The sequence below is a fragment of the Micromonospora sp. CPCC 206060 genome (assembly GCF_036906895.1).
Lineage (GTDB): Bacteria > Actinomycetota > Actinomycetes > Mycobacteriales > Micromonosporaceae > Micromonospora.
This window is the reverse complement of the sequence record NZ_JBAKHU010000071.1, coordinates 1-13,267: the sequence shown is the minus strand read 5'-3', so window position 1 is coordinate 13,267 and position 13,267 is coordinate 1. Positions and strand designations below refer to the sequence as shown.

General features: G+C 71.6%; 13 protein-coding genes. 6 read left to right on the top strand and 7 right to left on the bottom strand.

The genetic code is table 11. The features are described from left to right. The first annotated feature begins 258 nt into the window (after positions 1–258). Positions 259–744: a Crp/Fnr family transcriptional regulator gene (locus V6U90_RS27735; protein ID WP_334442773.1), complete on the top strand. Its 486-nt coding sequence runs from the start codon at positions 259–261 to the stop codon at positions 742–744. Here the strand turns inward: V6U90_RS27735 and pflA are convergent. From pflA to V6U90_RS27715, 4 genes are all read right to left on the bottom strand, one after another. Then, a complete protein-coding gene (pflA, locus tag V6U90_RS27730) occupies positions 738–1,526 on the bottom strand; it encodes a pyruvate formate-lyase-activating protein (RefSeq protein WP_334442771.1) in 789 nt (262 codons plus the stop codon). The genes V6U90_RS27735 and pflA overlap by 7 nt on opposite strands. Next, positions 1,523–3,769, bottom strand: a complete 2,247-nt coding sequence (gene pflB, locus V6U90_RS27725; protein WP_334442768.1) for a formate C-acetyltransferase — start codon at positions 3,767–3,769, stop codon at positions 1,523–1,525. Before pflB ends, pflA begins: the two co-directional genes overlap by 4 nt. A 40-nt stretch (positions 3,770–3,809) precedes the next feature. Continuing rightward, complete coding sequence (locus V6U90_RS27720) at positions 3,810–4,820, bottom strand: alcohol dehydrogenase catalytic domain-containing protein (protein ID WP_334442765.1); 1,011 nt, start codon at positions 4,818–4,820, stop codon at positions 3,810–3,812. 378 nt (positions 4,821–5,198) lie between these two features. Beyond that, complete coding sequence (locus tag V6U90_RS27715; RefSeq protein ID WP_334442762.1) at positions 5,199–5,750, bottom strand: hypothetical protein; 552 nt, start codon at positions 5,748–5,750, stop codon at positions 5,199–5,201. Between the two features lie 228 nt (positions 5,751–5,978). Between V6U90_RS27715 and V6U90_RS27710 the strand changes: the two genes are divergently transcribed. Genes V6U90_RS27710 through V6U90_RS27700 form a run of 3 tightly spaced genes read left to right on the top strand, consistent with a single transcriptional unit; the run spans position 5,979 to position 7,290 of the window. After that, on the top strand, positions 5,979–6,458 hold the full coding sequence (locus tag V6U90_RS27710; RefSeq protein WP_334442759.1) for a GNAT family N-acetyltransferase: 480 nt from the start codon (positions 5,979–5,981) through the stop codon (positions 6,456–6,458). A gap of 53 nt (positions 6,459–6,511) precedes the next feature. Then, positions 6,512–7,153, top strand: coding sequence for a hypothetical protein (locus tag V6U90_RS27705; RefSeq protein ID WP_334442756.1), 642 nt, complete (start codon positions 6,512–6,514; stop codon positions 7,151–7,153). Continuing rightward, positions 7,150–7,290: a hypothetical protein gene (locus tag V6U90_RS27700; protein ID WP_334442753.1), complete on the top strand. Its 141-nt coding sequence runs from the start codon at positions 7,150–7,152 to the stop codon at positions 7,288–7,290. Before V6U90_RS27705 ends, V6U90_RS27700 begins: the two co-directional genes overlap by 4 nt. An 18-nt stretch (positions 7,291–7,308) precedes the next feature. On the opposite strand, the gene V6U90_RS27695 is transcribed toward V6U90_RS27700, so the two are convergent. Continuing rightward, on the bottom strand, positions 7,309–9,408 hold the full coding sequence (locus tag V6U90_RS27695; RefSeq protein WP_334442750.1) for a HelD family protein: 2,100 nt from the start codon (positions 9,406–9,408) through the stop codon (positions 7,309–7,311). A gap of 88 nt (positions 9,409–9,496) precedes the next feature. On the opposite strand from V6U90_RS27695, the gene V6U90_RS27690 reads away from it, so the two are divergent. Beyond that, on the top strand, positions 9,497–10,183 hold the full coding sequence (locus V6U90_RS27690; RefSeq protein WP_334442748.1) for a TetR/AcrR family transcriptional regulator: 687 nt from the start codon (positions 9,497–9,499) through the stop codon (positions 10,181–10,183). On the opposite strand, the gene V6U90_RS27685 is transcribed toward V6U90_RS27690, so the two are convergent. Together V6U90_RS27685 and V6U90_RS27680 are read right to left on the bottom strand one after the other, a co-directional pair. After that, the gene (locus tag V6U90_RS27685; RefSeq protein WP_334442809.1) at positions 10,173–10,547 is read right to left on the bottom strand and encodes a PaaI family thioesterase; all 375 of its coding nucleotides are present in this window, start codon (positions 10,545–10,547) and stop codon (positions 10,173–10,175) included. The two genes, V6U90_RS27690 and V6U90_RS27685, sit on opposite strands and share 11 nt — an antisense overlap. Positions 10,548–10,609: 62 nt before the next feature. Beyond that, positions 10,610–10,834: a hypothetical protein gene (locus V6U90_RS27680; RefSeq protein WP_334442747.1), complete on the bottom strand. Its 225-nt coding sequence runs from the start codon at positions 10,832–10,834 to the stop codon at positions 10,610–10,612. A gap of 579 nt (positions 10,835–11,413) precedes the next feature. Between V6U90_RS27680 and tyrS the strand changes: the two genes are divergently transcribed. Further along, positions 11,414–12,712: a tyrosine--tRNA ligase gene (gene tyrS / locus V6U90_RS27675; RefSeq protein ID WP_334442745.1), complete on the top strand. Its 1,299-nt coding sequence runs from the start codon at positions 11,414–11,416 to the stop codon at positions 12,710–12,712. Positions 12,713–13,267: the final 555 nt, after the last annotated feature.

The window sequence follows — 13,267 nt, the reverse complement described above, 5'->3', positions numbered from 1 at the left end:
GCAGGGCCGTCACACCCGCCCGATCCGGGACCAACGGCCCTGACGGACCCGGCCCCGGCGCGGTCGGATGGGGGTAGGACAGCACCGACAAGAAGGTCGAGATGTCCACCGTGCTGAAGCTGCGGGGCACCCACCGCACCGTTCGACCGACGGTCGACCAGGGGAACAAGGACCCCGCGCAGGGAAAGAAACACTGAGCTGAGCGGTGGGGTCCGGTGCGGGGGTGCCGGACCCCACCGGTCGGAAAGGCCGCCACCGGTGACCACGCTGGATCTGCTCCGTACCCATCCGTTCCTCGCCGGCCTGCCCGAGCCGTGGCTGGCCCGGCTGGCCGCGCACGCCCGCCCGGTGGTGCGACACCCCGGTACCCGGCTCTTCCGCGCCGACCGCCCGGCCGAGCGGTTCTGGTTGCTGCGCGACGGGCAGGTCGGGCTGGACTTCCCGGTACCGCACCGCGGCGACGTGCAGATCGACCTGATCGGCGCCGGCCAGGTGCTCGGCTGGTCCTGGCTGCACCAGCCGTACCGCTGGCAGTTCGGCGCGGTCGCCACCGAGCGGACCGCCGCGATCGAGTTCGACGCGGCGGCGGTACGCCGGTTGATGGCCACCGATGACGCGTTCGGCCGGCAGTTCACCGAGCGGTTCATGAGCGTGGTGCTGGATCGTCTCCAGGCCACCCGGGTCCGCCTGCTCGACCTGTACGCCTACCCGGTGCACGCACCCGAGGCTGATCCCGTTCAGTAGACCGTGAGGCCGTGCGCGGCGAACTGGCCGCGTACCCGGACCAGCAGCGCCGCGTCCGGCGGTGCGGTGTCCGCCAGCGGGAACCGCAGCCCCAGTTCGGCGTACTTGTGCGCGCCGAGCCGGTGGAACGGCAGTACCTCCACCCGTTGCACGGTGTCCAACCCGGCCACGAACGACGCGATCCCGGCCACGTTGGCCTCGTCGTCGGTGAGCCCCGGCACCAGCACGAACCGGATCCACATCGGGGTACCCCGATCCGCCAGCCGGCGCGCGAAGCGCAGCGTCGGCGTCACCCGGCCGGTCCGGGTCACCCGCCGGTACGTCTGCGGATCCCACGACTTGATGTCGAGCAGCACCAGATCGGTGGCGTCCAGCAGCGCGTCGTCGGCCCGGTCACCCAGGAAACCCGAGGTGTCCAGGGCGGTGTGCAGCCCGTCGGCGTGACAGCGACGCAGCACCTCACCGGTGAACGCCGGCTGCATCAGCGGCTCACCGCCGCTGATGGTCACCCCGCCACCGGCCACCGAGATGAACCTCCGGTACTTCGCCACCTCGGCCATCAACTGGTCGACGGTGTGCTCCCGCCCGCTGCGCCGGTACCAGGTGTCCGGGCTGTGGCAGAAGCGGCAACGCAGCGGGCAGCCGGCGAGGAACGCCACGAACCGGGTACCCGGGCCGTCCACCCCGGTCGACAGGTCGTACGAGTGGACGGCGCCGACGAGCGGCCGGGTGCCGGCCGCACCCGGTGGGGTACGGCCGGCGGCCGACGGTGGACCGGTCACAGCGCACCGTGGAAGGTCCGCGAGATCACGTCCCGCTGCTGCTCCGGGGTGAGTCGGACGAAGTTCACCGCGTACCCGGAGACCCGGATGGTGAGCTGCGGGTACCGCTCCGGGTGGACCATCGCGTCGGTCAGGGTCGCCCGGTCCAGCACGTTCATGTTGAGGTGGAAACCACCCGCGTCGGTGTACCCGTCGAGCACCCCGACCAGGTTGCCGATCTGCTCGTCCCGGGTGCGGCCCAGCCCGTCCGGGGTGACCGTGGTGGTCAGCGAGATCCCGTCCCGGGCCAGGTCGTACGGCAGCTTCGCCACCGACAGCGCGGCGGCCACCAGCCCGTGGGTGTCCCGGCCGTTCATCGGGTTCGCCCCCGGGGCGAACGGCTCACCGGCCCGCCGCCCGTCCGGGGTGTGGCCGGTGTGCCGGCCGTACACCACGTTCGAGGTGATGGTCAGCACCGACAGGGTGTGCTCGGCGTTGCGGTAGGCACGTTGCCGGCGCAGCTTCGCCAGGAACGTCCCCACCAGCCAGACCGCGATCTCGTCGACCCGGTCGTCGTTGTTGCCGAAGCAGGGGAAGTCCCCCTCGACCAGGTAGTCGGTGGCCAGGCCGGTCTCGTCGCGCAGCACCTTCACCCGGGCGTGCTTGATCGCCGAGAGGCTGTCCACCGCCACCGACAGCCCGGCGATCCCGGTGGCCAGGAAACGGTGCACCGGGTAGTCGTGCAGCGCCATCTCCAGCCGCTCGTAGGCGTACCTGTCGTGCATGTGGTGGATGACGTTCAGCGCGGTCACGTACGTCGCGGCCAGCCAGTCCAGCATCCGGTCGTACGCGTCGAGCACCTCGGCGTAGTCGAGCACCTCCCCACCGACCGGCGGCATCGGCGGGCTGACCTGGTCACCGGTCAACTCGTCCCGGCCGCCGTTGATCGCGTACAGCAGCGCCTTGGCGAGGTTGGCCCGCGCCCCGAAGAACTGCATGTCCTTGCCGACCCGCATCGCCGACACGCAGCAGGCGATCGCCGCGTCGTCGTCGTAGCGGGGACGGATCAGTTCGTCGTTCTCGTACTGGATGGCGCTGGTGTCCAGCGACACCTGGGCGCAGAACCGCTTGAACCCCTCCGGCAGCCGGGGCGACCAGAGCACGGTCAGGTTCGGCTCCGGTGCCGGGCCCAGGTTGTAGAGGGTCTGCAGGTAACGGAAGCTGGTCCGGGTGACCAGCGGACGGCCGTCGCTGCCCATCCCGCCGATGCTCTCGGTGACCCAGGTCGGGTCGCCGGAGAAGAGCTGGTCGTACTCGGGGGTGCGCAGGAACCGGATGATCCGCAGTTTGATCACGAAGTCGTCGACCAGTTCCTGGGCGTCGATCTCGGTGAGCCGCCCCTCGGCCAGGTCCCGCTCCAGGTAGACGTCGACGAACCCGGCGGTACGCCCCAGCGACATCGCCGCGCCGTTCTGCTCCTTCGTGGCCGCCAGGTAGGCGAAGTACAGCCACTGGATCGCCTCCCGGGCGGTGCCGGCCGGCGCGGAGATGTCGTACCCGTAGCCGGCGGCCATCTCCTTCAGCTCGCCGAGGGCCCGGATCTGCTCGGCCAGCTCCTCCCGGTCGCGGATCACCGCGTCGGTCGACGGCTGGGCGTCGAGGGCCACCCGGTGCGCCCGCCGCTCGGCGACCAACCGGTCCACCCCGTAGAGCGCCACCCGCCGGTAGTCGCCGATGATCCGACCCCGCCCGTACGCGTCGGGCAGCCCGGTGATGATGTGCGAGCGCCGGGCGGCCAGCACGTCGGCCGGGTACGCGTCGAAGACCGCGTCGTTGTGCGTCTTGCGGTACCGGGTGAAGATCTGCCGCACCGTCGGGTCCGGTTCGTACCCGTACGCCTTCAGCGCGTTCTCCACCATCCGCAGCCCACCGGCCGGCATGATGGCCCGGCGCAGCGGCGCGTCGGTCTGCAGGCCGACGATCAGCTCCAGGTTCTGGTCGATGTACCCGGGACGGTGCGCGGTGATGGCGGACGGGGTGGCGGCGTCCACGTCGTACACGCCCCGCTGGCGCTCCTCGACGAACATCTGCCGCAGCCGGCCCCAGACCTCCAGGGTGCGGCAGGTGGCGCCGGTCAGGAACGACGCGTCACCGGTGTAGGGCCGGTGGTTGTGCCGGATGAAGTCCGCCACGTCGATGGCGTCCTGCCAGGCGCCGTCGCTGAAGCCGCGCCACGGGTCCACCACGGTTCGGGTACCGGTCATGGTCGTTGTCCTTCCAAGGATCAGGTGGCGGAGGCGGTGGTCAGGGCTGGAGCACGAGGCGGGCGGCTGCCCGGCTGGCCAGGATGTCGGCCATGGCGTCGTTGATCTCGTCGAGCTTGCGGACCTCGTAGACCACCCGGGTACGTCCGGCCGCGTGCAGGCGGAACACCTCGGCCAGGTCGGCGCGGGTACCGACGATCGAACCGATCACGGTGATGCCTTTGAGGACGGTCTCGAAGACCGGCAGCGGCACGGTGTTCTCCTTCGGCAGCGAGACCAGTACCAGCCGGCCACCGCGCCGCAGACAGGCGTGTGCCTGACCGATCACCCGGGGGCTGGCGGCCAGCACGATCGCCACGTCCACGCCACCGAGGCCGATGATCTCCTCGACCGGGTCGGTGGTGGCGGCGTTGACCAGGTGGGTCGCGCCGAGCGACCGGGCCAGTTCCAGCTTCTCCCCGGTGACGTCGACCGCGACGGTCTCCCCGCCGAAGAGTTGCGCGTACTGCTGGGCGAGGTGGCCCAGGCCGCCGATGCCGAAGATCGCCACCCGCTCGCCGGGGCGCACCGCGGCGACCTTCACCGCCTTGTAGGTGGTGACACCGGCACAGGTCAGCGGGGCGGCCTCGACCGGGTCGATGCCGGCGGGGACCCGGACGACGTACCGGGCGGCGGCCACCGCGTACTCGGCGTGCCCGCCGTCGATGGCGTACCCGGTGTTGAGCTGCGACTCGCAGAGCGTCTCCCAACCGCTGACGCAGTAGTCGCAGGTGCCGCAGGCCCAGCCGAGCCACGGGATGGCCACCCGGTCGCCGACGGCGTGTTCGGTGACGCCCGAGCCGACCCGCTCGACGATGCCGACCCCTTCGTGGCCGGGTACGAACGGCGGGGTCGGCTTGACCGGCCAGTCGCCCTGCGCGGCGTGGATGTCGGTGTGGCAGAGACCGCTGGCCTCGATCCGGACCAGCACCTCACCGGGGCCGGGCTCCGGTACGGGCCGCTCCTGCACCTCGAGCGGCTGGTCGAATGCGGTGACGACGGTGGCGCGCATCGGGGGCCTCCCTCTCCGTTGCTGTCTGCACCATCAGCGTCGTCCGGTTGCCGGCTTGTCGGCAGGGGCACAAGCCCGCAACGACCCGGGACCTCCGGCCCGGGTTTCCGGTGACCGGCACGGCGCCCGGACGGGCCCCCGGGTTCCACTACCGACCCCGGGCTCCACTACCGAATGTGGTTTCTGCTCGATCCCGCCCGCCCGGGTGTTGCCTGGGCTGAAGCAGAGCAAAGCGTCCGACCGGACCTGTCCCGGCCTAGCGGGACCGACGGTCGTGTCCGGGCCCGCTGGGACCAATGGACGTGTCCGGGCCCGCCGGGACCGACGGTCGTGTCCGGTCGGACGCGGTGCCACGGCGGACCCGGCACCGCCGTGGGTTCAGCGCTGCACCACCAGGCGGTTGGCCCGCAGCAACCGGGCCCACCACGGGCGGGCCGCCCGGGGTGCGGAGGTCGGCAACCCGCGCAGACTGACCCAACCGCCCGGTCCCATGGTGAGCGCGCCGATCGCGGGCGGGCGCCGCCGCCCGACCGCCACGGCGCCGGCGACGAGCGCGGCCACGGTGAGCGCGCCGGCCGCCGCGACGAGCACCTGGTCGGCGTCGACCACCGGCCGGTACCGCAGCCGGTCCCCGGACAGCAGGAACGCACCGACCGGGCGTCCCTGCCGGGTCACCGACACCACGGCCGCCGGTCGGGTACCGGGCAGGGCCAGCACCGGCCCGAAGGCGGCGCCCGCCGGCTCTGCGGTGATGGAGGCGTCGGCCGCCGGCGGACCGGTGACCGCAGCGGAAGCTCCGCTGTCGGCGACCTCGCCGGTCGGCACCAGTTCACCGGTGACGTCGACCGGCGGCAGCGTCCGGACCGGAGCCGGAGCCGGAACAGGGGCTGAAGCCGGAGCCGGGCCGGTCGCGTTCAGGATGGCGATCATCTCGGGTACCCCCAACGGGTCTCAGAGGTGCTGGCGGAGCGGACGGCGGCGCGACCCGCTCTGCGTCGACCGGGCGTGCCACCACCGGGGTTCCGGCGGCTCCGGTACCGTGTGCACCCTCTTGGTATCAACGCCGCCCGACCCGCCGGCAGGGCCGCCGGACCACGGGGGAGGGGCCGGAGGTCCCGGGTGCCCGGCCCACCGGTCCGGCCCGTACCGTGGACGCCCGTGCAGAGTCACCTGTTTATCCGGCCGGTCCGTCCCGACGACCTGGCGGTGTTCTTCCGGATGCAACTCGACCCGGAAGCCAACCGGATGGCGGCGTTCACCGCCCCCGACCCGACCGACCGGGAGGCATTCGACGCCCACTGGGCGCGGGTGCTCGGTGATCCGGAGAACCGGGCCCGGGCCGTGGTGGTCGACGGCACGGTGGTCGGCAACGTGCTCAGTTTCCCGGTCGGCGACACCGTCGAGGTCAGCTACTGGATCGACCGGCCGTACTGGGGACGGGGTCACGCCACCGCCGCGCTCACCGCGCTGCTGCGCGAGGTGACCGTCCGCCCGGTGCACGCCCGCGCCGCCAAGGACAACCTCGGGTCACTGTCCGTGCTGCGCAAGTGCGGCTTCGTGATCTGCGGCGAGGACCGGGCGTACGCCGAGGCGCGCGGCACCGAGGTCGAGGAGTACGTGCTGGCACTGCCGGCCTGACCTGCGCCGGCACCCACCGGGCCGGACCTCGCGGTGGCGGCTAGTCTCGACCGGTGAACTGGCTGGACATCATTGGTTGGGCCGGGTCAGCGCTGCTGGTCTGGTCACTGCTACAGGCCCGCATCCTCCGGCTGCGGGCGCTCAACCTCCTCGGCTGCCTCGTGCTGATCGGCTACAACGCCGCCCTGTCGGTCTGGCCGATGGTCGGGCTCAACGTGATGCTCGCGGTGATCAACCTCTGGTACCTGCGCGGCATGCTCGCCACCCGGCACGACGAGACGACCTACCAGGTCGTCGAGGTCAACACCGACGACGGCTTCCTCGCCCACACCCTGCGCGTGCACGCCGCCGACATCGAACGGTTCAATCCCCGGTTCGCGTGGGGCGGCGGCCCGGCCGACCGCTCGGCCTTCCTGGTGGTCCGTGCCGACGAGGTGGTCGGGGTGGTGCTCGCGCACGCCGAGGCGAACGCCACCGCGCAGATCGACCTGGACTACGTGACGCAGCGGTTCCGCGACTTCACCCCCGGTGAGTTCGTCTACCGGCGCAGCCAGCTCTTCACCGATCGGGGATTCCGCCGGGTGGTCAGCCCGCCGGGCATGGTCGCGCCCTACTACAGCCGGCTCGGCTTCCGGCCCGAGGGTGACTCGTACGTGCTGGACCTGCCGTTACGGGAGGCCACCGACCGGGTGTGACCGGCCCGCACGCGCCGGGCCGCCGGCGGCGACTGGACGTCGCCGGCATCGACCACCACGCGATCAGCGCGGTACGGCTGCACCGGGTCAACGAGCCGGCGGGCGACGAGCCGGTGCTCGACACCGCCGGACGCTGACCGATCGCCCCGGGCAGGTCATCCCCGTTCCGGGGCATCGGGCCCGTCGTCCGTACCGGCCGGCGCCAGCCCGGCCGGTAACGGCTCGGCGTGCAGGATCTCCAGCCCGGACACCGCCCGGGTGAGGGCCACGTAGAGCCGGTGCGCGCCGCGCGCCCCGGTGGCCATGATTGCGGCGGGTTCGACCAGGACGACCCGGTCGAACTCCAGCCCCTTGGCCTGATCGGCGGTGAGCAGCGTGATCCGACCGTCGTCCGCGCCGGCCGTGCCGTCGACGGTGGGCGAGAGCCCGGCGGCGGTCAGCGCGGCGGCCAGTGGCGCGAGGTGCCGGTCGGCGGCGATCACCCCCAGCGATCCGGGCCGTGACAGGGCCTCGCAGGCCGCTGCCACCGCTGCGGCCACCGGATCGTCGGTCCGCCGGAACCGCACCCGGCCACCGGTGCGGACCGCCCGGGTCAGGGGCACGTCGGCGTCGAGGGCGGCGAGGAGCCGGTTGGCCAGCCGGACCACCTCGGCGGGCACCCGGAAACCGTCGGTCAACGGGAGTACCTCCGCATCCGGTTGACCGAGGTGGGCGAGTTGACTCCGCCAGCTCACCGCCGCCCACGGGGTGGTGCCCTGGGCGAGGTCACCCAGGACGGTCAGGGATCCGTGGCTGCTGCGCCGGGCCACCACCCGGCACTGCATGGGGGAGAGATCCTGTGCCTCGTCGACCACGATGTGCCCGAAGCCGGGCGGCCGGTCGAGCAGCCCGGCCGCCTCGTCGATGAGCACCAGGTCCGCGGCGGTCCACGGGGCGGTCCGCCAGCTCCGTGCCCGGGGCCACCGGATCACCTCCTGCTCACCGGCGGTGAGTATCCCGTCGGCAACGCGGGCCAGCAGGTCCGGACCACCGAGCATGGCGGCGACCAACTCCTCAGGGCGGACCGCCGGCCAGGTCGCGTCCACCAGGGCGGTGACCGGCCGGCTGCGGCTGATCCGTCGTACCCAGGCCGCGCCGGGTGCCTCGCGGGTCTCGGCCTGCCGCTGTACTGCGGCGACCACCCGGGCGCGTAACCGCTCCCGCGCCGGGAGGTACCGCAGCCCTTCGGCGCGTACCCCGTCGACGATCCGCCGAAGCGTCTCCACCGGCACCCGCCACCGGTACGCCCCGTCCGGTACCACCAGCTCACACCCGGGTGCGCCGACCCGGGCGTACAGTGCCCGCCGCAGCACCTCGGCCATGCGTAGGTCGTGCTTGACCAGCGCGGCCGGCAGCCCGTCGGCCGCCCGTACCGGAACCCGGGCGACGAGCGCGTCCACCGTCGACCTGGCGACGTCCCGTTCCCCGAGGGCGGGCAGTACGTCGGCGATGTAGCGCAGGAACGCCGGGTTCGGCCCCAGCACGAGCAGTCCGTTCCGGTCGAGCTGCCGGGGATGGGTGTAGAGCAGGTACGCCGCCCGGTGCAGCCCCACCGCGGTCTTCCCGGTGCCCGGTGCACCCTGCACACAGATCGTCGTGCCCAGTGTGGCCCGGACCAGGCGGTCCTGCTCGGGTTGGATGGTGGCGACGATGTCCCGCATCGGCCCGATCCGAGGCCGTTCGATCTCGGCCAGGACCAGGTCACCCGGGCTGTCGGTGAGGTGGCCGGCGGTCAGCTCCTCGTCCTCGAAACCGGTCAGGTCGGCGGCCCGGTCGCGTCCCGTCCGCCAGCCGAAGCGGCGACGACGTCGTACGCCGGCCGGCTCGACTGCGCTCGCCCGGTAGAAGCGGGCGGACACCGGTGCCCGCCAGTCCAGCACCAGCGGCCGGCCGGTGGGGTCGGTGAGGTGCCGCCGCCCCAGGTAGTACCGCGCGCCCCGGTGCTCGCCCGCCGCCGGCGTGGTGTCGAAGTCGAGCCGGCCGAAGTACGGCGGTGCGTGCGGGTCGCAGGCGAGCTCGCGCGCCTGCCCCCGGAGCAGCCGGCCCAGCGTCTCGGCCGTCCAGCCGTCCCCGGCGATGTCCGCGCCGGTGTCCACCCGCATCCGGACGGTAGCGAGCAGGTGTTCCTGGGCGTCGCGCACCCGGGACAGGTACGCGTACTCGACGGTGAGTTGGGCGCGGGATTCGGTGGCTGCGGAGTTTCCGGGGCCGGTCATGGGTCACCTTCCGGTCGGGGGGACCAGACTTTACCGGGTAAACAAACTATTTGAGTAAATTTTTTAACCAGGATGCTAACGTGTCCGGATGAGCAGCCCGACCGGCCTCCGGGAACGCAAACGCGAACGCACCCGGGAAGCGATCTCCTCGGCGGCTATCTCCCTCTTCCTCGCCCGGGGGTTCGACCCGGTGTCGGTCGCCGAGATAGCCGCCGCCGCCGAGGTCTCCAAGCCGACCCTGTTCAAGTACTTCGGCAGCAAGGAGGACCTGGTCCTGCACCGGATCGCCGACCACGAGGCGGAGGCCGCCGGCGTGCTGCGCTCCCGCAGCGCGGACGAGCACCCGGTGGACACCCTGCACCGGCACTTCCGGTCCGGCCTGTCCCGACGTGATCCGGTCACCGGGCTGAACGACCACCCGGAGGTACTCGCCTTCCACGGCATGGTCTTCGGTACACCGAGCCTGCTCGCCCGGCTGGCCCGCTACGCCGAACGGGACGAGGAGGCACTCGCCGCAGCGTGGCAGGAGCCACCGGGCGGCACCGATCCGTTGACCGCCCGCCTGGCGGCCGCCCAGGTGGTCGCCATCCAGCGGGTGCTGGCCCGGCGCAACTGGCAGCGGCTGGTCGACGGGGCATCGGCGGATGCCACCTACCCGGTCGCCGTCCAGGAGGCCGACCGGGCCTTCGGTCTGCTCCGCGCCGTACTGGCAACGGAAGCGGTCGTGGCCGGCCAGGCACCGTGCCGGCTCCCGGCCGGACCGGTCAGCGGGTAGACAGGTTCTGCAACCGGACCTGGCCCCGGGCCACCAGGCGCGCCGCGTCGTCGACGATCTCCACCTGCCACAACTGCTGGCTGCGCCCCCGGTGGACCGGGGTACCGGTCGCGGTCAGTTCCCCGTCGCGAACCGCGCGCAGGAAGTCGGTCTGGTTGGAGACGCCGACCACCGTGCCCCGGTCACCCCACCAGAAACCGGCCCCGATACTCGCCGCCGTCTCGACCACCGCGCAGTACACCCCGCCGTGCTGGATGCCGTACGGCTGGTGCAGCTCGGGCCGGCACCGCCAGCGGATCACCACCCGGTCGGCGGTGGTCTCCACCATCTCCAGGCCCAACAGGGCCACGAAGCCACCCGTCATGTCCGGCACCGACACCGTGCTCCTCCTCCCCGTCGCAGACCAGCGGTCCGCCAGCCTAGTACTCACTCCACCAGACCCGCCGCCACCAGCAGTCCCAGCCAACTGTCGGCGGGCTGCCCCCGGTGCCTCCCGGTACGCCGACGGCGCTCCCGCACCCCCGGCCCCAGCACCGTGTCGACGAGGCCGGGGTACCCGGGGCCGAGGACGACATCGTCGAAGAACGCGCCGATGTCCGGTGCGAGGAAATGCCACTCGACATCCTCGTCGGGATGCCGGTACAGGAACACGTAGTCGTCCTGGTTCGATGTAGTAGACGTCGCCGTCCTCGACGTCGAGGAAGATCCCCGCGCCGGCCAGGGTGCCCCGCAGCGGTGCCGGCACGCTGTACATCTCGTTGCCGACGGGAAGCGGACTCCCCAGGGGGCAGTACGGGTCGACCTCGCGGCGCGACCAGGCGCTCCGGCTACCGATCACCTCCGGCGGCTGGAAGCGGAAGTACGTCCCCTCCAGCCGCCCGACGACCCGGAACGTCTCGGTGACCCCGGCGGGAAGCTCCGGTACGGGTTCCAGGTCGGTCGGCTCCCCGATGGTGACGTCGTACCCGTCCTCGGCGGCCACCCGGCGCAACAGGTTCACCTTGGCGCGGATCCGGGCGAGCCGGTGGTGGAGGTCGTCGGTACCGGCAGGTGCGGCCATCGCAGTGAGCTCCCTCCGTCGGTGACCGCTGGGCGGCCCTAGTCCACCCGGCACGGAGATCATCTTCCGTCGGCGATCGGGACACCGCTGTCCCGGTCCGGCCCGTGGGGCGGCACCCGTCCGGGAAACCCGGTACGAGCGCGCGGACGGGATGGGGGAGAATCCCCAGCGTGACCGATAGCAGCCTGCCCGCCGCCGGTCCGGCCGGCCGGGCCTCCCTGATCGACGACCTGCGCTGGCGGGGCCTGATCCACGACTCGACGGATCCGGACGAGTTGCGCGCACTCCTCGACGGCCCGCCGTCGACGTTCTATGTCGGCTTCGACCCGACCGCGCCGAGCCTGCACGTCGGCCACCTCATGCAGGTCACCACGGCCCGCCGGTTGCAGCTTGCCGGGCACCGACCGTTGCTGCTGGTCGGTGGGGCGACCGGGCAGATTGGGGACCCGAAGGAGAGCGCCGAGCGGACCCTGAACCCGCCCGAGGTGGTCGCCGGCTGGGTGCAGCGGATCCGTGAGCAGCTTTCGCCCTTCGTGTCGTACACCGGGGACAACGCGGCGCAACTGGTCAACAACCTGGACTGGACCGCCGAGATGTCGGTGGTGGAGTTCCTCCGGGACGTCGGCAAGCACTTCCCGATCAACCGGATGCTGGCCCGGGAGGTGGTCCGGGCCCGGCTGGAGAGCGGCATCAGCTTCACCGAGTTCAGCTACCAGCTGCTCCAGGCCAACGACTACTTCGAGCTGCACCGCCGGTACGGCTGCCAGCTCCAGTTCGGCGGTTCCGACCAGTGGGGCAACATCACCGCCGGGGTCGACTACGTACGCCGGCGCGGGGCGGGCCCGGTGCACGCCTTCACCACCCCGTTGGTGACCAAGTCCGACGGGACGAAGTTCGGCAAGAGCGAGGGCGGCGCAGTCTGGCTCGACCCCGCCATGACCAGCCCGTACGCGTTCTACCAGTTCTGGGTCAACGCCCATGACAGCGACGTGAACAACTACCTGCGCTACTTCAGTTTCCGTTCCCCGGAGGAGATCGAGGAACTGGAGAAGGCGACTGCGGAACGGCCGGCGGCCCGGCTCGCCCAGCGGGCCCTGGCCGAGGAGCTGACCACGCTGGTGCACGGGGCACAGGAGACCGTCCAGGCGGTGGCGGCCAGCCAGGCGCTGTTCGGTCGGGGTTCGCTGGACGAACTCTCCCCGGAGACGCTGCGTGCGGCGTTGAGCGAGGCGGGCCTGGTGCAGATCGCCGGTGAGTTGCCGGACGTCGCCGGGCTGCTCCGTGACTCCGGTCTGGTGCCCAGCCTCAAGGAGGCCCGCCGGGTGATCGCCGAGGGCGGCGCGTACGTGAACAACGAGCGGATCACCGAACAGGACGCGACGGTCACTGAAAGTGACCTGCTCCATGGTCGATTCCTGGTGCTGCGACGCGGAAAGCGGTCATTCGCTGGCGCTGAGCTGGCGAAATAGCATTTGGTAAATGGTGTGACCTGGGACGCGCCCGACGGATTTGACGATCTATCCGTCGGGCGCGTAACTTTCTCTCTGCCAGCGGGGAACGGACGAAACGGGCAAAGCTCGAAGGCCGGAACCGCAGGTGGGCAATCCTGGTCGTGTCGGTTGATTCCGATGCGCAGGGCCGGGTGGTGCGGCTGGATCGGGCGCGGAAGCGGTCGATTTGGCGACGCGGAACCAACCGGGTAAGGTTGCCGGCTGGCAGGGCACCGGGCGAGCGTGCGGGATGACCGCAGCGGCCGGCCTGCCAAACCCACCAGGAAGAAGCCAGTCGATGACTGGTGGATCTCGGTGCGCCAAACCGGATCAAAGTGTCACGGACCACAATAAATGGTTTGACACGGCGGGGATGGTGAGGTAAAGTAGTAAAAGTGCCCGGCGCGGGAGCGGCGGGGATGTGGAACGGATTGCCCCGGATGGGGGCCCCTGGTAAGGGGGTTCACCGGATGGTGTGTGGTTGTTCTTTGAGAACTCAACAGGGTGCTTGATAAGCCAGTGCCAATTTGTTTA